Genomic DNA, 23,402 nt, shown 5'->3' on the forward strand with positions numbered 1-23,402 from the left:
GAGAACTATTGTCGGTTTACGGTAGTTAAGGAGATACGAAATGCTAATTCCTAAAAAAGTGAAATTGACGCCTTTTTCTGTTTTTTTTTCGACATGCTAGGTCTGTAGAAAAATGCCAGTTTTTTGACCGGATCGCAAAAAAAGCGATTGAGGAGCAGCAACAGATGCTTGAAAAAGCGAAGAGCATGCCGCAATAAGTCGTTTTTATTGTTTGTACCAGAGCCGCTTAATAGCGGCTTTTTAGTTTGTGAAATCGACAATGCAAAGGCAGTTTTTCGGGCAAGAAGAGGCGCTGGGAAAGAAATTTGTTACTAATAGCTATAGCTCTTCGGTCTTAAATTCGCTGTAGCCTTCGTAGTAGTAACTCACGTCAATGCCTTTCATAAATAGCGCACGGTCGTGGATTTTATCGGTTAGGGCTTGTTTGAGTAACACTTTAATTTCAACGTCTTTGACGACGCTGCGCTGCATGGAAGAAAAGTAGTCGTCTTTATCGACGGCATTCCAGTCGATGACCTGTTGGATTTCTTTTTTGAGTATAAGATCAAGCCAGATGCGGGTAGCGCGGCCATTGCCTTCACGGAATGGATGGGCGATGTTCATTTCGACGTATTTTTCGATGATCTCGTCGAAATTGTTCTGAGGCATGGCGTCGATGTGTTTCAGTGATGGCTCTAAATACATCAGAGGAGCAAATCGGCTTATATTTTGAAGATCAGCCCCTTTGGCTATGTTTACCTCGCGAATTTTACCCGCAAAGTGGTAGATATCGTCAAACAAGTAGGCGTGGATATAGGCGAGGCCTTTAAAGGTGCCAATCTCAATTTTTTCTATGTCATTGGAGTCAAACAGTTGTTTCGCTTTTTGCTTACTGATTTTTTCTTCTGCTTTCGAGAGTTCTATTTGGTCAGTGATATTGAGTTTATTGTCCAATAGCATCTTGAGTGCTCTTAATCTTATGCTGTTGCGATAACGGTTTAATTTTGGTCAAAAAATTCTTCGTCTATTTGCTTTAAATGCAATGTCTGTTGTGTCTGGCAGCCTATGTTATAGCGCAGCATTAACTTCGCAAGCTGTTGGCCATTTATCAGTACGACTTGTGCACTGAATTTTTGTGATTCTGTGATGGCGTTGGTAGAGAAGTCTGATGTGGTCACAAAGATTCCCTTTTTGGATTTTACTTTGTCTAAGGCACCTGCAAAGCTGTTCATTTGTTCTGGGGTAATATTGCGACCGTGAGCATAGCGTTTGGCTTGGATATAAATTTGCTCAACACCTAGAGGGTCTTGGTTTATCACGCCGTCAACACCGCCATCGTAGGCGCCACCTAAGCGGTGTCCTGAGCCATTAATGCCGTAACCCATGGCAATGAGTAGGTCGATAAGCAGTTGTTCAAAGAAAGCCGGCGTGACGTTACGAGTGCGCTCTAGAATGTCTTGGGCGAGGGCGTCGTTGATGGTTTTGTAGGCATTGCGCAATACTTCGTCGGGTGTGTCGTTGGCATCGACGTTTTGTTCTTCTAGTGTTTTTGCATCGTTTGTTTTTGTACTGGTGCTGGTGAAGTCGATGAATTCTTCAAACTGTTTTAAATATTGGGTATTAATCTCTGTGTTTGGGTCGTTTAGGGCGTTTAATCCACGTTGAGTAATTTGAAAGTGGGCGCGGCGCGGGCTGTCGATTAAGCCGGCTTTGCTCAGATAGGTGCGTGCCCAACCCACGCGGTTGTCGATGATGGGTTGCTTGCCACTGGGCAAAGGTTCAGCGCGTTCTGCATCTGACAGTTGGAAGTGATCGCTAATGGCCGTAATGATGTCTCTTAATTTTACTTCCGTATCCGATGCATTGTTGACGGCTTCCAAAAAAGGCCTCATGCAGTCTTGGTAATTAGGGATCATGCTCTTCCTTAATACTGGTAAACTTTTGTTTATTCTACCGTAAAGTGCGCTTAGGCATCATTGCTAATTTAAGAGAATTTTCATTTTATGGTGTTCACTATGTGGGTGGCTGAAGTGCTACGGAACACGGTATTTATCTATCAAAAAAGAGAAGCCCCTGAGCTTATCTTTTGGTTTTTGTATTACTGTAACGATAAGACTGGAATTTGATCAGTACTTTGCCGATGTGTTTGGCTGCGGCGAAGTATTGGTGGGCTCTAGGAGTTGTTCTAAGTATGATTGAAATGAAGTGGGGCAAGAAGATAACTAGTTTCTATTATTTAGTGCGGTATTGCTATTTTTGTCCACGCTATAGATGGTCCAGCGTTCATTAGCAAATTGTTGTTTGGCGTATACTTCTGCAACAACACGGCGATTCTGTTTGCGTCCATCTTCCGTGTCATTGGTGGCAATCGGTCTATTGGCACCGTAACCAATGCCTTTTACCCTGTCTGGTGATATTCTAAAACTGTCTATAAGTACATTGGCAATGGCACTTGCACGCTGTTGAGACAACTCTTGGTTTAATTCCGCAGAACCTTGACTGTCCGTATGCCCTTCGATAACCACATTGCTGGTTGGATTGTCTTGTAAAAATTTAGCCAGATCTTTGAGTTCTGTGTAGAAGCGAGGGTTGATATCCGCTTTACCCGTGTCAAACAAGACATTCAGTTCGACGGACAGTAATTTTGTCGTTTGGTCAGGGCACCCGTAGTTGTCTACTGCCGCATCTTTCGGCGTGTCAGGGCAAAGGTCGCGGGCATCAATAACCCCATCTCTATCCGCATCAGCAAGACGTGACTGCACATTAGATGCGTACAGACTTTCTGCAGCAACAGAATGACTGAAGGCGAAGAGCACTCCGATCAAGCTGATACTTTTGATGAAAATAGTCATAGTGTTATTGTTACCCTCGTTATTACTTGTATCGTTTTAGCTTAAGAAAAAACACTTTTAATAACCATGAGATTTTTGTAGCTTTGTTTAAGCAAACGGTTACTTTGTAATGAAATGTAACTACCAGCTGCCGATATTTGCCATTGAGGCCCATGGTTCAGCGATTTCAAGAGAGTCACCTTTCTGTAATAGCTCAATTGAAATGCCATTAGGGTCTTTAATGAATGCCATGTGGCCATCGCGTGGTGGACGCAATATCGTGACACCTAAAGATTGCAGTTTTTCACACACTTGATAAATGTTGTCGACTTCAAACGCCAAATGACCAAATTGATCACCGCCTGTGTAGGTACGATCACTCCAGTTATGGGTTAATTCGACTTCTGGTGCGCCTTTTTCAGTAGCATAGTAGATCAGAGAGAACTGGCCCTTTTCACTGTCCATGCGTCTGGTCTGAATGAGCCCTAGACCTTGCGTATAAAATGTGTGACTTTCTTCTGGTTTGTCTGTTCTTATCATGGCGTGTAGGTATCGAATGGACATGATAACTCCCTAATGTAATGAATATATGTGGTGGCATTATTGCAGTATCAGTTCAGTAATTCAAAGCCATAGACAGAAGAGCCTTTTTATATACTTATTCTTCCCAGACCCAGCGAATAGGGTCGCCAAAGTCATCATAGATGATTTTTTTCTTAGGGCGCTTTTTAGGCGGTGTGGTGGTCGGTGATTTGCTGTGTTTTCGTTGTTGGATGGCCGCAACAACGTGATTTAATGGTGTGCGATCTTGTTTTGGCTCGTTAAAGCCTATGTGGCTCGTGTTATACTTGCCATCAACTAAACCGGACTCACCCATGTCGACTTGTTGGATGGTTCCGTTCTTCTTGATAAATTGATCTACCAGAGATTCCAGTTCTTTTCGTGTGTCTCTCTTTGTGGTTTTTGGTTTTATCATAGTGTTGTGGTTTGGGAAGATCCTATGCAAGTCGATGGGTTAAAAATTGATCGTAATTATCCATATTAAACGTAAGAGGTAGCTGGTGTCTATTAGCAACTTAATTGTGCATGAGATTCAAAAGCATGAAGGCGAGCGCAAAGCAATACTGATTGCGCGTCCAAATGAGAACCCCGTTGATGGGCAAGCTGAGGCTCTGTCGGCTCAGGTAACGAATCTCTTTAATCGCTCGGGGATGAATACTGGGCGTTTTGTTAACCCTCAAGGAAGCGAAGAGGGCGCGCAATTGCCCGCTCTGTTGTTTAAGCATTTTAAGAACGATACTTTCGTGGATTTTGCGGGTTTTACTAAGGATTGTGCAGCAGAATACTTAAAGTATTTAGAGCCTGTCGAAGAAGCAGAAGGTGGCCTGTTATGGTTCAACCATTATGAGCTTCACGATACGCATTTTTTATACATCGTGATGTTAAAGCGTAAAAAAGGCATTGGTCTTGGTGCGGATCTAAGTCTGTCGCAAATTGAACAAATTGAGATGGAAAAGTTGCACATGTCGTTGCGCATCAATTTAACCGCATGGCAAGCGGGTGACGAAGGACGCTATATTTCCTTTCGTTTTGGTCGTGCGCCGAAATTTGAGAGTGAGTATTTTACTCAGTTCATTGGTTGTGATGAGCCAAAGGTTGCCGCGAAAGAGACGCGTAAGCTGGTGGATTTGACCGCTGCCTTTTGTCAATCGGAAGGTTTGCCGTCTAAACAGGCGAATGAATTTAAGAAAGTGGTTTCAGAGCATTGCCAAGCAAAAGCACAAGACCGCGAGCCCTTGGCCATTAAAGAGATTGCTTCTCAGGTTGAATCTCGATTCTCTGTCGAGCAGGCAAATAAGTTTTTGGAAATTGCCGACTCTGATAGTTTCAAAATGGAAAAGGAAATTTTTGTTGAGAAAGCGGCTCTGAAAAAACTGACCCGTTTGTCTGGAAGTTCACGAGCATTGACCATTAGTTTTGACAGTGAGTTGTTAGGGGAATCTGTTGTGTTTAATGCAGACTCCGGCACGCTGACGATTAAAGACTTGCCGAAGAGTCTGCTAAAACAATTGCAGTCTATGTCTCACTAAATTACTCAGGTAATTTAGTGGACGACAAAAACGGCTAGAGGGTGTGTTAAAGACCTAGCAAACCTTCTAGCTCTTTCATAGTGCTGAAGCATTCAGTCGCCCCAGCGGCCATTTGCATTTTAGCATCGAGTGTTTCACTAAAGGCGAGCACACGCATTCCTGCGGCTTTTCCAGCCGTGATGCCGGCAACAGAATCTTCGATTACTAGGCAGTCTTTAGGCTCAACATTCAGTGCTTTTGCAGCGGTCAAATACAAGTCTGGCGCAGGTTTGCCATTTTCCACGTCTTCAACGCAAAAACGAGTGGAAAAACGATCTGCTAGTTGAATTTTATCCAGTTTAAAGTTCATTTCTTGGCGTCGTGCATTGGTTGCCATGGCGATAGGGGCCGTGATTTTATCGAGTAACTGACGAACGCCGGTAATGGGCTCTAGGTCTGCTTCGATAATAGCGTGAAAACGTTGTCTATAATCTTCATCGAAATCAGCAGGTAATGGCTTGCCAAGCAGTTTTTCCGCGTTAATGAGATTTTCTTTATTGGTGAAGCCCGTGAATTTAGCGTGCAGCGTCTCGTCATCGAGCTCTAGGCCGCATTCACTTAACATGGACTTGAGGATGGTGTTGGATATATTTTCTGTGTCGACAATGACACCGTCGCAATCAAAGATGATGGCTTTGTAAGAATAGCTCATAGGAAAAGTAAGTTTCGTTGTGAATGAAAAGGGATCATAACGAATTTGAACGGGGTTAAGGAAGGGAGGGAGGTTTTATTATTTTTCTCCCCTTAAAAAAGACTAACTCTTTACGTTATACTAGCGCCCAATGGCAATAGATTGTGTTCTTGTTGCGCTTAGTTGCTTGCTTGACCAAGTTGCTGAGGACGAGCGCTGGCTTTTTTGATCGCTTTGAAAGCGTTCTTGAAAAAAGCAACCACAGCTTTTACACGACGAGCGCGTCTTTGACGGCGAGCGTGGTCTTCAACGGTAGTGTCTGCATAGCCCCATTTTGCTAGTAATGCTTCGTATTGTTGTTGAGAGTCCATAGTATTCTCCTCGTTGGTTATTTAAAAAATGTTGTTTTATTACAACAATGCTAATATTAGAGAAGCTTGACCGATTGAACAAACGATCCTTTTTCACGTGTTAGGTTAGTTTTTTTCATCATTTAACTTGTTATATGGTTTCATTTATCAAAGGACACTTTCTTGTATCAATCGTTAGAACATTTTTCAAAAAATTGGATTTTCAAACGTAATGACCCCAAGGTTGAGCCGGAAGATTTGCAAGCAATTCGCTTATTAAGCGAGGAGCGTGCAGGGCAGATTTGGCGAGATTATATCAGTGATGAGCAAGTGCATCCGGATCATTTTACCGATCGTGATTGGTTGAAAAAAGCCAATACACAGGCCCCAGATGGCAAGATTCAATGGGAAAAGGTCTGGGATAGCGAGCTGCCTTCTTTGCCTGAAGGTGTACTAACGCATTGTTCTAATTGGGGAGATGACACAACCGTATTTTTTTGTTGTCACAATGAATTGGTGTTTGAACTTTCTTGGGGTGTCTTTAAGCGCACTTGGAAGGCATTTTTATTTTTGGATAACGGGCCGATTTTAGTCGGTAAAAAGAAAAAGCAAGCAGCGCAGTTTCATTCCAATGGATGGGTGAATTTACTCTTTAGAGAATCTTGATTGCGTTTGTCCGTCTAAACCGTTTTGATGATATTTGGTTATTTTATTTCACAATCTGGCGCTATGGGTTGTTTCCACGTTGTCGACTGATCAGACAGTGCTCGTTAAACGCTTGATAATAGTGCAGTAGGTGTTGGCCATGCTCTTTGTGTCCTAATGTGTCTAGCAGCATGGCTGTCACCTCCGCCGTAGCAAATTGCATTTCATGGCTGGAATGGCGAACAAGAAAGGATCGCTGTGCTTCACTATTGATTTCATAGTGTGGGATATCTTTTAACCAGTGACTCTGGTGAAACATTTTACTGGCTTGTTTCCAGGTTCCATCCAGGATAATGAAGGTGTGTTTTGTGTCCCCATTGGTGTTTGATGGGATCACGCTTCTGAATGGTCTATTCTGTTCTTTGGCTGTTTGCGTATTGGGAAACAATATTGTGCAATTGCCTTGTTTGCTTGTTATGTGATCAAGCAAGGCTTGCTGGGGCTCGGTTCTGCTCCACAAATACGCATGAGTGTCATGAGGAAATAAATCGGCAATCAGTCTGCCGCTGTTGGTAGGCTTGTGAATTTCGTCTCGGTGGAAAAGTAAAATAAATTCTACCGGAGAGGTTTGGTTTTCCCTTAAATGACAAAAACAAGCAAATTCCGTCATTAGGCAATGTGGACAACGAATAGCCCTCGACCCTCTAGCAATGAAAGGGCGAATCGAAACCGTTTTACACTGCTCGCGCAATAGATCGACACAATGCTTGTTTGGTGCTGTTTTCATGGATAAAATCTTCTGTCTTTAATCGCGCGCTATTATCGGTTTTTTGTTTTGGATGTCTAGGTAAACTTTTAGCGTTCTGTTCAGTGCCGCGGTAATGAATAAAAGATGAATGATGGCGAGTCTTGGTTTAGATTGTTTCAATTTGTTAATAAGGATTGCTAATCTTTAATCTTTGCTATCGAAAAATTTACGGAAAATATGCAAATACAAAGGAATGCGTTGAAACAGCCTTGTTGCTTCTGTTCGTTGTCATCAAGTCGCGATATGGTGTGAGATATTATTTTTCCGTTATGAGCTGTCTATGAGTCGTTATATCTCTCCGGTTTTATACATTCTTCTCATGTTAGTAGGGTGTGTTGCGTTTATCTCTATTGCCGGTGTTCGAGTTGGAATTTTTGAGCCGATAACGGGCTTTTCCATGTTGCGAAAAAGTGTGTTTGCCTCGTTGCTCTTATCGTTGCTGGCTGCGTTGTCGTTAGGTGTTTGTCGTAAAGAATGCAATCTTGCTAGTCGCCGCTTTTTTATTCTAGTGCTGCTTATTTCGCTGGTTTACAGCTTAATGTGGATTGGCTTTTATCTACAGCGTGCCAGCTTGCCTGATATTAATGACATCACAACGGACACGGACATGCCTCCTACCTTTCTAAACGTCAACTTTATTCGCAGTTCCAAAGAGAATGATCTCAATTACAATAGTGAATGGGCTCCCATTCAAGCTAAGTATTACCCCGAGGTTAAGCCGGTTTTTTCTTCAGAAGATAAGTCTGTTGTCTACGACGCGGCGGCAACCTTAGTGGATGAACGTGGTTGGGATATTGTGGCTGTGTATGCTGGGGCAGGCATAATTGAAGCGACTGCTCGTACGCCGATTTTTGGGTTTCGTGACGATGTGGTGATTCGTATCACTCAGGTAGAAAATAATCGGGTTCGTGTGGACATGCGTTCTTGTTCTAGAGTAGGGAGTGGTGACTACGGGGTCAATGCTGAGCGAATCGAATCGTTTATGAGGGATTTGTCGGAGTCGTTAAACAAGTCAGGTATGCCCAGCGTAAATTCTTTGCGTTAATACTCTGTATAGTAAATTGCACTCGTCATCGAAAATAAGACAGGCTAGACTCTCTTAACTTCTTACTGAGGGGAATGAGAACGTGAGCCTTCGTCAACAACAAAAAGCCAATACTCGATCTAAAATCAAAACCATTGCCAAACAGGCCTTTTTAACACAAGGCATTGAAGCCACCAGCACGCGCTATTTGAGCGATCAGGCGGGCATTGCTGTGGGGACCTTGTTCGTTCATTTTCCGGATAAGCTAGCTTTGGTAAAAGACATTTTTTTTGACGAAATGGATGCGGCCCTTCGTACTGCTGTGGTTGCCCAAAAAGCCAGTGCCTCCCCCATTGATTACCTATTGCAAATGGCGCAAGTTTTATTTGATTTTTACGATCAATATGCAGAATTTACGCGTTTGGTGTTGTTAGATAGCTTGGCGAAAGGAGGGTTTCATACCAAGCAAATGACGGTGATATCAGAGGGTATTATTAAACGATTTAAGCAAATTGGCGTAGACGAAAAAACGGCGAGTATTTTTGCGGACAATATGATTGCTAATTATTGGTTTGTGTTATTAAACGCCGTTCCGAAAGGGGTTTTAGGTCAAGAGGCAATTGAGCACTTGAAAAGAATGAACCTGCCGTTTGAAATGTCATATCGGAGCGCGCTTAAAAATCGGAGCTAGTCGCCGGTTAAGTTAGCTCATTGGCTTTTCGGTATGGCCCTTGGTAATCAAATAACCTTTCTGTGACCTGCCAATGTTGCTTTTGCTTTTTGGCAATAACGAAGTCTGGTGTGGGTAAGTAGGGTAAAAAACGCTCAACTTCTTCAAGCCTGTCAAACACAATTGATTGGCTACCATTGGCGATTCGGCGCGCAAAGAGGTCATTAAATGTTTGTCGTGACTTTTTGAAATTAAAGCGAAATGTTTCAGACAGGGTTAAACCGTCCTCGTCATGGTAGGTGATTTTAAGGCTTTTTTCTTTGAGGTTAATTGTTGGTGTGATGCCAGCGCAGCGTAGTACTTTGTTGTCTTTTAAGTTGAGCGCACTTCTGAGTAAGTCGTCTGCATCGATCAATTTTTCGGCACAGTGTTGGCATTGTCGTGCGGCAATATCATTTTCCTCATTACAGTAAGGGCAGCGTTTAAAGCGAAAGCGATAGGTGCATTGTTCTTCTATGCCGTCTATTTCTATTAAGCCGTGACAGCGGCGCCCAAAGTGCTCAAGCACATTGCCTTCCGCATCTTTTCTTCCCCAAAAAGTATTGGCAAAGTCACAGGCAGGGCAATGTATTTGTACGGCAACGGAATCTGGCGTAGGGCGCTTTTCGCCAATTTCCGGCTGGAAAATATGATAGCCATTGTTGGTGTAGTCTAGAACGAGACAGTCTTTTTTACCTGGGCTTAAGCGTAATCCACGACCGACAATTTGTTGGAATAAGCTGATTGATTGTGTTGGGCGCAAAATAGCAATAACGTCTACATGTGGCGCGTCAAACCCCGTGGTTAATACCGATACATTGACGAGGTATTTAATCTCTTTGGCTTTGAAGGCCGAAATCAAGGTGTCTCGCTGCTTGAGTTTGGTTTTGCCTGTCACCAGCGCTGTTGTCTCGGCAGGAAGGTAGCTGGCAATTTCTTTGGCATGATCGATGGTCGCGGCAAAAATCATCACACCTTGACGGTCCTCGCTCAGTTGCTGTATTTGCTCTGTCACCGCTTTGGTGACGCGCGGGTATTTGTGAATGAGCTCGTTTAAAGCAATGTCGTCGGTATTTTGCTCGCCATCTAAGCTTTCCGTCAGTAGGCTAAAATCATAGTGGGCGATGGCTGCGTCATAATGGATGGGCGGGGTTAGGTAACCTTTTTTAACCATGTGCTGCAGTGGCAGTTCAAAAATGCATTTTTTGAAAAAACCGTCAGGGCAGTGGCGCGTATAACCATGGTAATGATGTTGGTAAATCCATCCGCTGCCTAGGCGATAGGGTGTGGCGGTTAGTCCCAGTATTTTTACTTGGGGATTCAGAATGCGAAAGTGTTCAATGGCTTTCAGATATTGGCCGCCGTCCTCTAAACCAACGCGATGGCATTCGTCAATAATGACAAGGCTGGCCGGGGCGTTAAAATCATCGAGATTGGCCGACAAGGATTGAATGCTGGCAAACGTGGTTTTTTCGTGACTGTTTTTTTGCTTCAGTCCCGCTGAAAAAATGCCCGCTGACGTGCCGGTGGCGACAAACTTTGCGTGGTTTTGCTCAACGAGTTCTTTGACATGAGCTAAACACACGACGCGACCTTTTGCTAATCGGCTGAGTTCAGCTATGACCAAGCTTTTGCCCGCGCCGGTGGGAAGCACGATAACCGCAGGGTCATTGGTGTGGCGAAAGTGTTCTAAACAGGCGTCTACGGCTTGAATCTGATAGTCGCGTAATTGAAAGGCTTGGGTCATAAAAGGGTGAAATCTTGGTGTTTTTGTGTGTTTGGCTACAGTATCATAATGGCCTATGTTATTTTGCCTTTTTAGAAGTGATTAATCCATCTATGTCAATCCATGCGCTACCTGTTACCCATCTTTATGTTGAGAACTCTATCCCCGCGTTTAGTCGCGAAGAACCGTTTGAAAATTTATTAATGGATCTACAGACGAAAGGCTGGAGTGTTCAGGATGCGTTTTTTTCTACGGACTTCACTCAAGCCTTGATGGACGAAGCGGAAAGCATACAGAATGCCTTTATGTTGCAGGCGGGTGTTGGTCGAAAACAAGATCATCAAATAGCCTTAGAAGCGCGTCGAGACTATATTCAATGGATAGACCCTGATACCCCGATCCGTAAAGATTTTTTGAAGATGATGGCCGAACTGCGGGTGGCGTTGAACCGTCGTTTGTTTCTCGGGTTGTTTGATTATGAAGCGCATTTTGCTCGTTACGAAGAGGGCGCTTTTTATGAGAAACACATTGATGCGTTCAAGGGTGAGAGTAATCGGATTTTGTCTACCGTATTGTACTTGAACGAAGAGTGGCAAGAAGGCGATGGCGGTGAACTGGTGATTTACGATGAAAACGATCCGTCTGTCGAAGTGGGGCGGTTTTTCCCAAAAAAAGGCCGTTTGGCGGTATTTTTAAGTGAATGTTTTTATCATGAGGTCAAATTGGCAAAGCGAACTCGACACAGTATTGCAGGCTGGTTTCGTGTCAATAATACCACTGGCACAACGTTGGACCCTGATCAATAGTCGCAACGGCTCTGCTTTTTTATGTTATCCCTTTTTGTTTGTGTGGTTTTTTAGATTTCAACTCGAAAAGGGCGCTATAAATCTCTATAATACTCGCCTTGTTTAATTGCTCTGGTTTTACGTTCCAGATCGCATAGGAGAAAAAGATGTCTAAAATTGTCGTGTGTGCCCTTTATAAGTTTGTTGAACTGCCTCATTTTGAGTCCCTTCGTGAACCCCTTCAAAAAACCTTAGAAGATCACGGTATTCGCGGTACTTTATTGCTTGCTAGCGAAGGTATTAATGGCACGGTAGCGGGATCGCGTGAAGGTATTGACGCCATGTTGGCGTGGTTAGATCAACAGCCTGGCTTGGACAAAATTGTGTCCAAAGAGTCTTACGATGAAGACATGCCTTTTTACCGCACAAAAGTTAAATTGAAAAAAGAAATCGTTACCATGGGTGTTGAGGGTATTGACCCTAAGCGTGTGGTGGGCACGTATGTCAAACCACAAGACTGGAATGCGCTGATTTCTGACCCTGATGTGGTGTTGGTGGATACGCGTAACGATTACGAAGTGCAAATTGGTACCTTCAAAAACGCCGTTAATCCAAAAACAGAGACTTTCCGTGAATTTCCAGCTTATGTGAAAGAAAACATGGATCCTGCAAAACATAAAAAAGTCGCTATGTTTTGTACGGGCGGGATTCGCTGTGAAAAATCCACGGCTTACATGCTTGAGCAAGGCTTCGAAGAGGTGTATCACCTAGAAGGTGGTATTTTGAAATACTTGGAAGAAGTGCCAAAAGAAGACACCTTGTGGGAAGGCGAGTGCTTTGTTTTTGATAACCGCGTTTCGGTTAATCACGACCTGCAAAAAGGCGAATATGATCAATGTCACGCTTGTCGTATGCCTATCACAGAGGCAGAAAAGCAAGATGAGCGCTATGTTCAAGGTGTGAGTTGTGTTCATTGTTTTGATAAGTTCACCGATGAGCAGCGCCAGCGTTTTATTGAGCGTGAACGTCAAGTGCAGCTTGCTCGTGCGCGAGGCGAAGAGCATATTGGTGCCGAGGTGTTGGATGCCGTTGAGAAGCATCGTTTAGAAAAAGCCTTGGAAAAAGAGCGTCAACGCAAGGTGCGTGAAGCAAAAGCTCGTTAGTTAGGTTAAGCATTTTGTCCGGCCTGGTCGGGCAAAATGCTTTTCTAAATCCAAGCTATTGATCTTTATAGTGAAGTTTTTTGGTTATTTGTCTCGATTACCTGTCATCCAGTGTACCAAGAGTGGTTTCGAAATTGCTCGGACTGCCGTACAATAAAAAATCGCTTTTTATCAGCCAGTATCCATCATGAGTTATCAAGTTTTAGCACGTAAATGGCGTCCGCAGACGTTCCTCGAAATGGCAGGGCAGGATCATGTCCTTCAAGCCTTGGTCAATGCGTTGCGTCAGCAGCGTTTGCACCATGCCTATTTATTTACCGGCACTCGTGGGGTAGGTAAAACCACCATTGCGCGTATTTTTGCCAAATGCTTAAACTGCGAAACCAACGGAATTTCTCCAGAACCTTGTGGCACCTGTGATAGCTGTCGTGAAATCGCTGAGGGACGATTCGTTGATCTGATAGAGGTGGATGCGGCATCTCGTACAAAAGTAGAAGACACACGAGAGTTATTGGAAAACGTGCAATACGCGCCCACTCGTGGTCGTTTTAAAGTGTATCTAATAGACGAAGTGCACATGCTGTCGACGCATTCCTTCAATGCTTTGCTAAAAACCCTTGAAGAGCCGCCTGCACACGTTAAATTTTTGCTTGCCACCACCGATCCGCAAAAACTGCCGGTGACGATTTTGTCCCGCTGTTTGCAATTCAATTTGAAGAACATGTCTGCGCAACGCGTGGTGGATTACTTACAAACCGTGCTGACCACCGAACAAGTGAAATATGACCAGCCTGCGCTGTGGCAAATTGGTCAGGCAGCAAACGGCAGTATGCGGGATGCGTTGAGTTTGACGGATCAAGCCATTGCTTTCGGTAACGGTACTATTACAGAATCTGGCGTAACCGCCATGTTAGGTTTGGTCAACCAAGCACAAGTATTGGATTTGCTGGAGAGTGTGGCCGCAAAAAATGCCGCACAAGTTTTGACGCGAATTGAGCAACTTGCTGATTATCAACCAGACTTTGCCGCAATATGTGGCAGTTTACTGGACGTATTGCATCGCGTGGCAATAGAGCAGCAGGTTCCTGGTGCATTAACGGATCAGCTCGGTGATTTGGTGCGAATCCAAGAAATTGCGGCTAGCGTGAGTTCAGAAGAAATTCAAATCATGTATCAGAGCCTGTTGATTGGTCGACGTGATTTGCATTTGGCGCATTCTGCTCGTGCAGGCTTTGAAATGCTGATGCTACGATTGATTGCCTTTCGTCCGACGCCGCCCATGGTCGTGAGCCATGATGCACCACCGGTGGTTTCCGCCGCACCAGCTGGATCGCCAGCGATACTGAATTCAACGACTGAGTCCGATTATTCGGTTTCGCCGAAGACAGAAAAAAAAACACCCGCTGTTGAACTTGAATCTGAACCTGAACCTGAAGGGATAAAGGTCGCAGAGCCTATTTCTGAGCAAGCGCCACCAAAGCCAATGTCAGCAGCGGAGCGGCCGCCTTGGGAAGAATCACCAGAAACTGTGAATGCTGCCTCGTCGATACCTGATGCTGCCATGCAGCATGAAGTGGTGTCTGACCATGCTCTTCCTGACGACATCGAGCCTGTCAGCTCAACGCTTGACGATGCAAGGTTCGACGGTACGACGGCGGATCAGGACAATCTGTATGATGACATGGCTTCAGCCCGTGATTCAGAAACGATTGCACCCTTCCATTCAGAAGGGGGGGATTCTCTTGATAATACCCAGCTAGACCAAAACGAGTCATCTGCTTTGATGGCGCCAGCTGCTTCGATGGAGTCAGTCACGCCGCCGACCAAGACTGATGTGGCGAACCAACCAGAGCCCAAGCCTTTTGTGATCGCAGGCGATTCGTTTTCTGCAACAGATGATGTTTTGGAAGAGGAAGATGACGACGATGAAGAAGCCGAAGAGCGTGCTATCGCGGATATTGTTGATCCATTCAACCCCGCAGCAGATTTAGTCGATGCACTCGGTGCGGAGCCAACTGAGTCGACCGTCGTCGAAGACAGCAAAGAAGCGGATACTCGCTTATCAAAAGTGCCGGATACCATCGCCCAACCCGCATTAGGTATGCCCTTACCTGAACTAAAGCATTATAATCAGCTTACTATGAAACTCTGGTGGTTGGTGGCGCCGCGCTTGCCTTTGACTGGCCTGGTGCAGAACATTTTGATGAACTCCAGCTTGGTCGATGCCAGTGATCAAGGGGTTCGTTTAGAAGTGCCATTGGAATATGGTCACATGCTGAACCAAGTGCGTTATGAGCAAATACAAGGGGCGCTGAGCGATTTTTTCGCTATGACTGTGCCTCTTATTATCGATACTGTGGAAGATACCACAGGGGTTACTGCAGAGGAATTCGCCGCTAGCAAGCGAGCTGAAGCCTTGCAAGTGGCCATAGAACATCTGAATTCACACCCTGTTGTGCAAGCCTTATCGGCAACGATGGGCGCACAATTGGTTTACGATACGGTTAAAGTTAAAGCTTAATTTGGAGAGCAAAGATATGTTTAAAGGTGGAATGGGTAACATGATGCGCCAAGCGCAACAGATGCAAGAAAACATGCAGAAGGCGCAGGAAGAAATCGCCAATATGGAAGTAGAAGGTCAAGCGGGTGCTGGTCTGGTAAAAATCCTGATGACAGGCCGTCATGATGTGAAGCGCGTTTCTATCGATGATTCTTTGTTTGCGGATGACAAAGAAATGTTAGAAGACTTGATTGCGGCAGCGGTAAACGATGCTGTGCGCAATATTGAAGTGACTCAAAAAGAAAAAATGGCAGCGGCAACAGCAGGTATGTCTTTGCCACCTGGCTTTAAGATGCCTTTCTAGGAGCGAGCTTTGTTTAGTCCCTTAATTAAAGAGTTGATTGAATCATTGCGCTGTTTGCCTGGAGTTGGTCCAAGGTCGGCGCAAAAGATGGCGTTGTATCTATTAGAACGGGATCATCAAGGGGCGGATAGACTGGCAACGGCATTGCGAGAAGCGCTCGACAAGGTTGGGCGCTGTTCAAGCTGTCGTACTTTGACAGAAGAGGCTGAGTGCGGTATTTGCAAAGACCCAGAGCGTGATGCAAAGCGTTTGTGTATTGTTGAAACACCTGCCGATGTCATCGCCATCGAGTCAGCGGGCACTTATACCGGTCGTTATTTTGTGCTGTTGGGGCATTTGTCGCCAATTGATGGTATAGGGCCAGAAGAATTAGGCTTAGATCGCCTAGAAAGTTTGGTGCAGCATAACGACGTGGAAGAAGCCATTATTGCCACAAACTCCACGGTGGAAGGTGAGGCAACTTGCCACTACATCGCTGAAAAATTAAAAACATTAAACATCAATGTCAGTCGTATTGCTCACGGTGTACCTATGGGTGGTGAACTGGAATACGTTGATGGAAACACTCTGGCTTTAGCGCTAGAGGGACGGAAGAAGCTCTAGTATGAATGATCAAGATGATGCTCTGAATATTGTTTGGGTAGCGGACAATGAATCGCTGGCAAGTTGGTGTGATTACTGGGCGCAGTTACCCGTTATCGCGGTCGACACGGAATTTATTCGCCGCTCTACCTATTTTCCGATTACGGGGTTGATTCAAGTTAGTGAAGGCGAAAAAGCCGTCCTAATTGATCCATTGACCATTGATGCGTGGCAGCCGTTGCGTGACTTAATGGTAAATCCATCAGTGATGAAGGTGTTCCATGCTTGTTCCGAAGACATGGATGTTTTTGAGCGTCTATTGGGGGTGTTGCCAACGCCGTTTTATGACACTCAAATAGGCGAAGCCTATGCCAGCGCACAATGGTCGCTCAGTTATGTGAAGCTGATCCATGAATATTTACAAATTGAAGTGGCCAAAGACGAAACGCGCTCAGATTGGATTCAACGACCATTGACTGACGCTCAAAAGCGATATGCCGCGTTGGATGTGGTTTATTTGGCGAAAGTATATCCGTTGCAAATTGCTCGTTTGAACGCTAAAAATATGCTCGACTGGGTCATGGAAGATTGTGACTCTTTAAAATGGCAGTACCAAATGAACGCCGATCCTGAGCAAAACTGGGACGGTATAAAAACCGCTTGGCGCTTGTCGCCTGAAGGTCTGACGCTTCTACGTTTGTTGTTTATTTGGCGTGATGGACAAGCCCGAAAAGAAGATGTTCCGAAAGGGCAGATTTTAAAAGATCGCACGCTCTGGTCTTTGGCGAAAATTTTGCCAACGCACCACAAAGCCATTTCAGAGGCTGAGGAAATAACGGGGCGTCAGCATCGTTTGTATGGGGAAGTGATTCTGCAAAACGTTGCTTTGGTGAATGAATTATCACCGGATGAGTACCAATTGCCGTTGGAAATTCCTCTACCATCTCAGGCGGGAGAGCTGACTAAGGCCATTAAAGCCTTTGTACGTGAACGCGCCGAAACGCTTAATATTGCACCAGAAGCCATGATGAAGCGAAAGCTGCTCGATCCTTTGGTGCGACACTTGTTTGATGGTACTGAGATTGATTGGCAGAATCCCGCTTTAACTGGCTGGCGCCGTGAAGCAATCGTTAATCCTGTATTGGAAAAATTTAAAAAGTCCTAACACGGCGTAATAACGCCAAGAGAAAATTATGAAGCAACATTTAATCGTCGAAGTATTTCGCTCATCCAAGCATGATGGTATGTACTTGTATGTGGAAAAAAGCAAGGGACTGAAAGACATTCCAGAAGCGTTGATGGCGCGTTTTGGCAAAGGTATCAGCGCCATGACGATGTTACTCACAAATGAGAGTAAGTTAGCGCGTGCCACACCGGAAAAAGTGGCAAGCGAAATCCGTGAAAAAGGCTTTTATCTACAATTGCCACCAGTTAAAGAAGACTATTTGCTGGACTTGTATAAAACGCCGACACAAGCGGTTTATTAATTGGTTGGATTCAGAGAATGATTGCAAAGCGTTACGAGCCATTTTGGAAAACCATTCCATTGGAGCAAATGTCGTCCACTGAATGGGAATCTATTTGCGATGGTTGTGGCAAATGTTGCCTGCAAAAATTACAAGATGATGATACAGAAGAGGTTTATTATACTAATCTTTCTTGTCATCAACTGAATATTGGGACTTGTCAGTGTAAGGTGTATGAGACTCGACAAGAAAAAGTGGCCAGTTGTATTACGCTTACGCCAAACCAGATTGATGATTTTCAATGGTTGCCTGATACGTGCAGTTATCGTGTTCTGCATGAAACCAAAGACTTGCCTAACTGGCATCCTTTGGTGGTGGGGAGTGATAAAGAAATGCTTCGTCAGGGACTAACGGTTCGACATTATGCGGTGAATGAGCATAATGTTGAAGAAGAGGAATGGGAAACCCATATTATAAAGTGGGTACATGGAATGCCGGAACCGTATGATATAACGTGATAGCGGTTGCTAATTTCAACAAAGTAAATCGTTCAAGGAGTTCGCAGACGTGAAATGGTTGAAAATAAATACTGTGTTGTTAGTAGCCGTCTTATCTTTTTGGGGACCACTTAGTCAAGCGGATACTCAATTTCGTGTTATTGTTGATGCCTCTGGCAGTATGTTAATCAGTGATCCTGATAAACTGACATCAGAGGCATTGCGCCTTATTTCGAATCTCGCTCCTGAAGAAGAAGCGACGCTAGGCATTTGGCTATTTGGTGAAGAACCTCGGGTCTTGTTGTCCGAAGCCAAGGTCAATAAAGCCACTAAAGCAAAACTGGCTAGCTATGTGGATGCCTATGTTACTGAAGACGTAGAAACCGATTTAGAAGCCATTATTAAGCTGTTATTAGACACGCCAGACTCGGGCGATTTGGCGCCAGGTTTCGATCGTCACTGGATATTGGTGACGGATGGCATGGTAGACATTAGCTTGGATGAGTCGATCAACAAAGCTTCACGTGATCGAATACTGAACGAATTGACCGCAACACTAGAAGAGCGTGGCATTCACCTTCATACCATTTCTATGACAGGCTACACAGACAAAGCCTTGCTTGAGTCGCTGTCATTAAGAACCAACGCCATCCACACAGAAGTGGCTTTACCTGAAGATTTATTGGATGTTTTTGAGCGTATATTCACTCAAGCTGCCCCAGTGGATGAGTTACCTTTTAATGGCAATCGCTTTTTAGTGGATGACGCCATTAAAGAGCTGACACTTGTCGTCTTTCATGAAAGCAATGAGCAACCGCTTATCACAAAACCGGATGCCAGCACTTTGTCGTTGCAAAATGGCCAAGGTGTGTCGGTATCGGCTTCTGATCACTATACCTTAATCACGATTAACGACCCTGCTGCAGGCGAATGGCAGGTGAGCAATGTCGACTTGGCACGAAGCAGTGTCAGGGTGATTACGGATTTGAGTGCGCAAGCAACGAAAGTCGCTCCGGTTATTTTTGTTAATGAGCCTATTTATTCCACCATAGGCTTGTTTCAAAGCGATGTCATGATCAAAGATGACGATGTTTTGAACTTGCTTAGCGTTACACAAACGTTAAAACGATTAAGTGGCGAAACAGAAGAGCCAATTTATAGCAACGAATTGGCGAGGACAAATGGTCAGTTTAAGCAGCGTATCGAAGGGATTGTTGAGCCGGGTAACTATGAGTTAGTCACTTTGGTGGACGGTAAGACCTTTTCGCGTCAGTTGAGTCAATATTTTGCGGTTCATCCTGCGATTGAATTTACTGGGGTGAGTGAGGGCGGTGATTTGGTCGCGTTTGCCGCTAAGCCTGTTAATCTAAAGCTCAATGTATTGCGCTCCAATATAAAACTGGAATTCTCTTATGGAAACGGCACCATCGAAACGCAAGAGATGCCATTGATTGGGCAAGGCTACTGGGAAAAAGTGATTCCGGTCTCCGTTGGTGACAACATTAAAGTGCGCGCCAAGCTGGTGGGAATGACACAAACCGATTTACGATTCGATTACTGGACGCCATCGTGGAGCGTATCTCGTGAAGCAGGACGTCCTCCTGTTGTCACTTTAGGGGATAACGCATTAACGGATGAGTTAATAACGCCATCTTCGGCCGATCAAGAGGTGGCGCCTGTGTCGTTTGCGCCGACTGTCTCTGTGGTAGATGACAATCAAGAAAATCAAGACCTTGTCGAAGAGCCAAGTGAGAGTGTGGTTGAAAGCACTCAAATTGAAAAAATCCGTGACAAAGCAAGCAGCATTACCACGAGAGAATGGATTATGTATGGTGTGTTGAATCTAGGCGCGATTCTGATTATTGGCAGTGGCGTTTTATTGTATCGCCGGATGAGAAGCCGTAAATCTATTAAAAGAGACGATCTAGACGATGTGTGAGTTATTAGGCATGAGTGCGAATGTGCCAACCGATATATGTTTTAGTTTCTCTGGTCTGCGTGCCCGTGGTGGCCGTACAGGTCCGCATAAAGATGGCTGGGGCATGGCCATGTATCGTGATGGTTACGTATGGGCGATTCACGATCCAAGACCAAGTGCAGACTCCGATATGGCCGAAGTCATGAGCAAGACATCGCTGAAATGTGACATCGTCATTAGCCATATTCGTCAAGCCAATGTGGGGGCTGTCAGTCTATTAAACACACATCCCTTTCATCGCTTGCTGTGGGGGAAAACGTGGACCTATGCTCATAATGGTCAGCTCGCGGCATCGGAGTCATTACCAATAGTGCATCATCACCCATTGGGCAGCACGGATTCCGAGAGAGCATTTTGCTGGATTATCGAGCAACTGCAAGCCTCTTTTGGTGAGCACGAGCCTGAGCTGAAGGCGTTGTCTGTGACACTGGCTGAACTGGCGTTGCAGTTAAAGTCCATGGGCGTTTTCAACATGATGCTGTCCGATGGTATTCGTTTATATTGCTTTTGCACCACCAAGCTGCATTGGATCACCCGTCGTGCCCCTTTTAAAAAAGCGACCTTGTCAGACGAAGACGTGATTGTGGATTTTAAAGAAGTCACCACGGACAAAGACGTTGTTACTGTGATCGCCACACAACCCTTAACCCACGACGAGATTTGGCAGCAAATGGACGCTGGGGAATTGTGTGTGTTTGATGCAGGGGAAGTGGTTTGTCAGATCAAAGCCAACAATTTGGCTGCCGCGCTATAGTCTATAATCTAGTAAAGGTGAATATTGGAACTGGTGGGGCATTGTATCGAGAAGTCGTTATTGCTGCCGAAGGCCAAAGTCTAAACGCTTTTGTTTGTGATGCTGTCAGAGTGAAAATAGCAAAAATGAATCACCATCATTTAGACTAAATGTTTTAACGTGTCTGCCCAGTCAATTTAATTAATTCCTCAATTTTGCATTACATGTGTCATATGTTATGATCTGGTCATAACATGGATGTGAGGGCTTGAGCTTGGATGAAATTGACGTTCTTTTAAGTATGCATGGTGAGCAAGTTCATAGGGATGATGGTTATTGGTGGAAAATTGAAGCATGGTCAGTTCCTCCAACGAAAGAACGACCACATGGTATTCGTTACAATCTCACTTTGCATAATAAATACAATAAAAGGGTGTTTGGTCATGACAATGCTCATGCGGTAAAACCACCGAAAGGCAAAAGATTTAGTGGTAAACGTTATGAATACGATCATCTGCATAAATCAGCAGTTGACCAAGGTACAGCTTATGAATTCTCTGATTGTTACACATTGCTTCAGGATTTCTTTGAGGGAATAGACAAAACCATTGCTGCAATTGAGGATAAATAATATGAAAGCAAGAATCGGAATTATGTCTGAACAGCTCATTCGTATGAGGTTATTAGCGATTGCTCAAGGTAAGTACAGACCTCAAGAAAATGAGCCCAAGGTTTGGTATACCTCAATCAACGCTATCTCTCAGATTTTGCGCCCAGAAAATATTGAGCTGTTACGCCTTATGGACTCTGAAAGGCCAGAAAGTGTAACCGAGTTGTCTGAATTAACAGGACGGGCAAAATCAAACTTATCAAACACGTTGAAAGCGTTAAGCGAAAAAGGTTTTGTGCGTTTAGAGCAAGGTAATGGCAAAGCAATCAAGCCAGTCGCTTTATTTACCGATTTTGAAATAGTGACAGACTCGGAGCTTGAGCATTATCTGCTTCAGTTATCAATTGGGCAATCGGCAGCTTGATTTACAACAAGGTATCGAAGGAACAGCCAACGCATGGCATTCGCGGTTAGTATGAATGTAAAGCTATTATAGAGGCAAAAGAGTAGAACGAATGATTAATGACAATGAAGTAATTGACACCCTTGATGAGCTTGAGACATTTTTGCGTTTGGTTGAAGCGGGTGGTTTAGGTTTGAATAATGTGTCTGGGGTGGCGTTGGCGACCAACAATGCCAATGGGCGTCCCTTTGTGGCGGTGCTGGATGATAATCAGCAGCTATTGTTAGGGCGTTGGGTAACCCCTTATGTTTTTGAGAATGGCAAAGACATGGTGCGCTACGGAACGAAAAAGCCGCATTAATGACGTTAGAAAGTAACCCCTCCCCTTGAAAGACATAAGGGGAGGGGGCTGTTTACTCCTCCCGCTTACAAAGTGGAGGTCGCGAGGGGACTTTTCATCGAGACTTATTGAACCAATTCGTTGTCAGTGAATTCGCCTTCAAATAAAGCGGTAGACAAGTAACGTTCTCCTGAGTCTGGCAAAACCACGACGATTTTTTTGTCTTTAAACTCAGCCAATTGGCTCAAGCGTTCTGCGGCAACCACAGCTGCGCCACATGAAATACCACACAGGATACCTTCTTCACGCATTAAGCGTTTTGCCATGGCAATGGCGTCTTCGTTTGTGACTTGCTCTACACGGTCAACCATAGATAGGTCGAGGTTTTTCGGGACGAAGCCTGCGCCAATGCCTTGGATTTTATGTGGTGATGGTGCTGGCGTTTCACCGTTTAGCGTTTGTGTAATAACCGGAGAGCTGGTCGGTTCCACCGCCACGCTGATGATGGCTTTGCCTTGAGTGTTTTTGATATAACGGCTTACGCCAGTGATGGTGCCGCCTGTACCTACGCCTGCCACAAACACATCAATTTCTCCATTGGTGTCTTGCCAGATTTCTGGACCAGTGGTTTTTTCATGAATTTCTGGGTTGGCTGGATTGTTGAATTGTTGCAATAAAACGAAGTTTTCGTCTTGGGCAATTTCTTCGGCTTTGGCAATCGCGCCTTTCATGCCTTTCGCGGGTTCGGTTAGAACGATTGTCGCACCAAGCGCTTTCATGACTTGGCGGCGTTCAATACTCATGCTAGATGGCATCGTAATCGTAATAGGGTAACCACGCGATGCCGCCACGAAACACAAGGCAATACCCGTATTACCACTAGAAGCTTCTACAATGGATTTGCCTTTTGTCAGAATGCCTTTCTTTTCTGCATCCCACACCATGTTGGCGCCAATGCGGCATTTTACTGAAAACGCAGGGTTACGAGATTCGAGCTTGGCCCAAATATTACCATTGCCAATACGGTTTAAACGTACAAGAGGCGTATTGCCAATGGTAAGAGAGTTATCTTCGAATACTTGATGAGACATACCATTTCCTTTTTTATTGGTCTGTTGACGGTGACAGCAGCGTATTAGATACGTTGCT

General features: G+C 44.7%; 27 protein-coding genes. 17 read left to right on the plus strand and 10 right to left on the minus strand.

The window, feature by feature from the left end; translation table 11 throughout:
- Nucleotides 1-318: 318 nt before the first annotated feature.
- The 5 genes from fic to DKT73_RS01815 form a co-directional block, all read right to left on the minus strand.
- Nucleotides 319-939, minus strand: coding sequence for a protein adenylyltransferase Fic (gene fic / locus DKT73_RS01795; RefSeq protein WP_111636873.1), 621 nt, complete (start codon nucleotides 937-939; stop codon nucleotides 319-321).
- A 38-nt stretch (nucleotides 940-977) separates the two neighbouring features.
- Entirely contained in the window at nucleotides 978-1,895 is a 918-nt protein-coding gene (locus tag DKT73_RS01800) for a restriction endonuclease (protein ID WP_111636874.1), read from the minus strand.
- Between the two features lie 306 nt (nucleotides 1,896-2,201).
- Complete coding sequence (locus tag DKT73_RS01805; protein WP_111636875.1) at nucleotides 2,202-2,831, minus strand: OmpA family protein; 630 nt, start codon at nucleotides 2,829-2,831, stop codon at nucleotides 2,202-2,204.
- A 120-nt stretch (nucleotides 2,832-2,951) separates the two neighbouring features.
- Nucleotides 2,952-3,374, minus strand: coding sequence for a VOC family protein (locus tag DKT73_RS01810; protein WP_111636876.1), 423 nt, complete (start codon nucleotides 3,372-3,374; stop codon nucleotides 2,952-2,954).
- A 94-nt stretch (nucleotides 3,375-3,468) separates the two neighbouring features.
- Nucleotides 3,469-3,786 carry a hypothetical protein gene (locus DKT73_RS01815; RefSeq protein WP_111636877.1) on the minus strand — a complete coding sequence of 106 codons (318 nt, stop codon included), beginning with the start codon at nucleotides 3,784-3,786 and terminating at the stop codon, nucleotides 3,469-3,471.
- A gap of 85 nt (nucleotides 3,787-3,871) precedes the next feature.
- On the opposite strand from DKT73_RS01815, the gene DKT73_RS01820 reads away from it, so the two are divergent.
- Nucleotides 3,872-4,900 (plus strand): nucleoid-associated protein, encoded by a 1,029-nt coding sequence (locus DKT73_RS01820; protein WP_111636878.1) that lies wholly within the window; start codon nucleotides 3,872-3,874, stop codon nucleotides 4,898-4,900.
- A 46-nt stretch (nucleotides 4,901-4,946) separates the two neighbouring features.
- Here the strand turns inward: DKT73_RS01820 and DKT73_RS01825 are convergent, their stop codons facing one another.
- On the minus strand, nucleotides 4,947-5,591 hold the full coding sequence (locus DKT73_RS01825; protein ID WP_111636879.1) for an HAD family hydrolase: 645 nt from the start codon (nucleotides 5,589-5,591) through the stop codon (nucleotides 4,947-4,949).
- Nucleotides 5,592-5,749: 158 nt separating this feature from the next.
- Nucleotides 5,750-5,941: a hypothetical protein gene (locus tag DKT73_RS01830; RefSeq protein ID WP_111636880.1), complete on the minus strand. Its 192-nt coding sequence runs from the start codon at nucleotides 5,939-5,941 to the stop codon at nucleotides 5,750-5,752.
- A 162-nt stretch (nucleotides 5,942-6,103) separates the two neighbouring features.
- Here DKT73_RS01830 and DKT73_RS01835 point away from each other — a divergent pair, with 162 nt between their 5' ends.
- Nucleotides 6,104-6,586 (plus strand): DUF2947 family protein, encoded by a 483-nt coding sequence (locus DKT73_RS01835; RefSeq protein ID WP_111636881.1) that lies wholly within the window; start codon nucleotides 6,104-6,106, stop codon nucleotides 6,584-6,586.
- 61 nt (nucleotides 6,587-6,647) lie between these two features.
- Here DKT73_RS01835 and DKT73_RS01840 read toward each other — a convergent pair whose 3' ends face one another.
- Entirely contained in the window at nucleotides 6,648-7,352 is a 705-nt protein-coding gene (locus DKT73_RS01840) for a tRNA-uridine aminocarboxypropyltransferase (protein ID WP_111636882.1), read from the minus strand.
- Between the two features lie 301 nt (nucleotides 7,353-7,653).
- On the opposite strand from DKT73_RS01840, the gene DKT73_RS01845 reads away from it, so the two are divergent.
- Complete coding sequence (locus DKT73_RS01845; protein ID WP_111636883.1) at nucleotides 7,654-8,418, plus strand: DUF1499 domain-containing protein; 765 nt, start codon at nucleotides 7,654-7,656, stop codon at nucleotides 8,416-8,418.
- 82 nt (nucleotides 8,419-8,500) lie between these two features.
- Entirely contained in the window at nucleotides 8,501-9,088 is a 588-nt protein-coding gene (locus DKT73_RS01850; RefSeq protein WP_111636884.1) for a TetR/AcrR family transcriptional regulator, read from the plus strand.
- Between the two features lie 7 nt (nucleotides 9,089-9,095).
- Here DKT73_RS01850 and DKT73_RS01855 read toward each other — a convergent pair whose 3' ends face one another.
- Nucleotides 9,096-10,853, minus strand: coding sequence for a DNA repair helicase RadD (locus tag DKT73_RS01855; RefSeq protein ID WP_111636885.1), 1,758 nt, complete (start codon nucleotides 10,851-10,853; stop codon nucleotides 9,096-9,098).
- Between the two features lie 92 nt (nucleotides 10,854-10,945).
- Here DKT73_RS01855 and DKT73_RS01860 point away from each other — a divergent pair, with 92 nt between their 5' ends.
- The 13 genes from DKT73_RS01860 (at nucleotide 10,946) to DKT73_RS01920 (ending at nucleotide 22,274) form a co-directional block, all read left to right on the plus strand.
- Nucleotides 10,946-11,638, plus strand: a complete 693-nt coding sequence (locus DKT73_RS01860; protein ID WP_111637169.1) for a 2OG-Fe(II) oxygenase — start codon at nucleotides 10,946-10,948, stop codon at nucleotides 11,636-11,638.
- Nucleotides 11,639-11,784: 146 nt separating this feature from the next.
- Complete coding sequence (gene trhO, locus DKT73_RS01865) at nucleotides 11,785-12,780, plus strand: oxygen-dependent tRNA uridine(34) hydroxylase TrhO (protein ID WP_111636886.1); 996 nt, start codon at nucleotides 11,785-11,787, stop codon at nucleotides 12,778-12,780.
- A gap of 187 nt (nucleotides 12,781-12,967) precedes the next feature.
- The gene (dnaX, locus tag DKT73_RS01870; protein WP_111636887.1) at nucleotides 12,968-15,301 is read left to right on the plus strand and encodes a DNA polymerase III subunit gamma/tau; all 2,334 of its coding nucleotides are present in this window, start codon (nucleotides 12,968-12,970) and stop codon (nucleotides 15,299-15,301) included.
- A gap of 16 nt (nucleotides 15,302-15,317) precedes the next feature.
- A complete protein-coding gene (locus DKT73_RS01875) occupies nucleotides 15,318-15,644 on the plus strand; it encodes a YbaB/EbfC family nucleoid-associated protein (RefSeq protein ID WP_111636888.1) in 327 nt (108 codons plus the stop codon).
- A 9-nt stretch (nucleotides 15,645-15,653) separates the two neighbouring features.
- Nucleotides 15,654-16,247: a recombination mediator RecR gene (gene recR, locus DKT73_RS01880; protein ID WP_111636889.1), complete on the plus strand. Its 594-nt coding sequence runs from the start codon at nucleotides 15,654-15,656 to the stop codon at nucleotides 16,245-16,247.
- A 1-nt stretch (nucleotide 16,248) separates the two neighbouring features.
- Nucleotides 16,249-17,391: a ribonuclease D gene (rnd, locus tag DKT73_RS01885; RefSeq protein WP_111636890.1), complete on the plus strand. Its 1,143-nt coding sequence runs from the start codon at nucleotides 16,249-16,251 to the stop codon at nucleotides 17,389-17,391.
- Nucleotides 17,392-17,419: 28 nt separating this feature from the next.
- Complete coding sequence (locus DKT73_RS01890) at nucleotides 17,420-17,713, plus strand: YcgL domain-containing protein (RefSeq protein WP_111636891.1); 294 nt, start codon at nucleotides 17,420-17,422, stop codon at nucleotides 17,711-17,713.
- 17 nt (nucleotides 17,714-17,730) lie between these two features.
- Nucleotides 17,731-18,210, plus strand: a complete 480-nt coding sequence (locus tag DKT73_RS01895; RefSeq protein ID WP_111636892.1) for a YcgN family cysteine cluster protein — start codon at nucleotides 17,731-17,733, stop codon at nucleotides 18,208-18,210.
- Nucleotides 18,211-18,259: 49 nt separating this feature from the next.
- Nucleotides 18,260-20,128 (plus strand): VWA domain-containing protein, encoded by a 1,869-nt coding sequence (locus tag DKT73_RS01900; RefSeq protein WP_111636893.1) that lies wholly within the window; start codon nucleotides 18,260-18,262, stop codon nucleotides 20,126-20,128.
- Nucleotides 20,121-20,921, plus strand: a complete 801-nt coding sequence (locus DKT73_RS01905) for a class II glutamine amidotransferase (protein WP_111636894.1) — start codon at nucleotides 20,121-20,123, stop codon at nucleotides 20,919-20,921. Before DKT73_RS01900 ends, DKT73_RS01905 begins: the two co-directional genes overlap by 8 nt.
- 253 nt (nucleotides 20,922-21,174) lie before the next feature.
- Nucleotides 21,175-21,531 carry a toxin-antitoxin system TumE family protein gene (locus DKT73_RS01910; protein ID WP_111637170.1) on the plus strand — a complete coding sequence of 119 codons (357 nt, stop codon included), beginning with the start codon at nucleotides 21,175-21,177 and terminating at the stop codon, nucleotides 21,529-21,531.
- Between the two features lies 1 nt (nucleotide 21,532).
- Entirely contained in the window at nucleotides 21,533-21,934 is a 402-nt protein-coding gene (locus tag DKT73_RS01915) for an HVO_A0114 family putative DNA-binding protein (protein ID WP_111636895.1), read from the plus strand.
- Nucleotides 21,935-22,025: 91 nt separating this feature from the next.
- Nucleotides 22,026-22,274 (plus strand): hypothetical protein, encoded by a 249-nt coding sequence (locus tag DKT73_RS01920; RefSeq protein ID WP_111636896.1) that lies wholly within the window; start codon nucleotides 22,026-22,028, stop codon nucleotides 22,272-22,274.
- 104 nt (nucleotides 22,275-22,378) lie between these two features.
- Here the strand turns inward: DKT73_RS01920 and cysK are convergent, their stop codons facing one another.
- Nucleotides 22,379-23,344, minus strand: a complete 966-nt coding sequence (gene cysK, locus DKT73_RS01925) for a cysteine synthase A (RefSeq protein ID WP_111636897.1) — start codon at nucleotides 23,342-23,344, stop codon at nucleotides 22,379-22,381.
- Nucleotides 23,345-23,402: the final 58 nt, after the last annotated feature.

It is taken from the genome of Marinomonas shanghaiensis (assembly GCF_003259175.1).
GTDB classification, from domain to species: Bacteria; Pseudomonadota; Gammaproteobacteria; order Pseudomonadales; family Marinomonadaceae; genus Marinomonas; species Marinomonas shanghaiensis.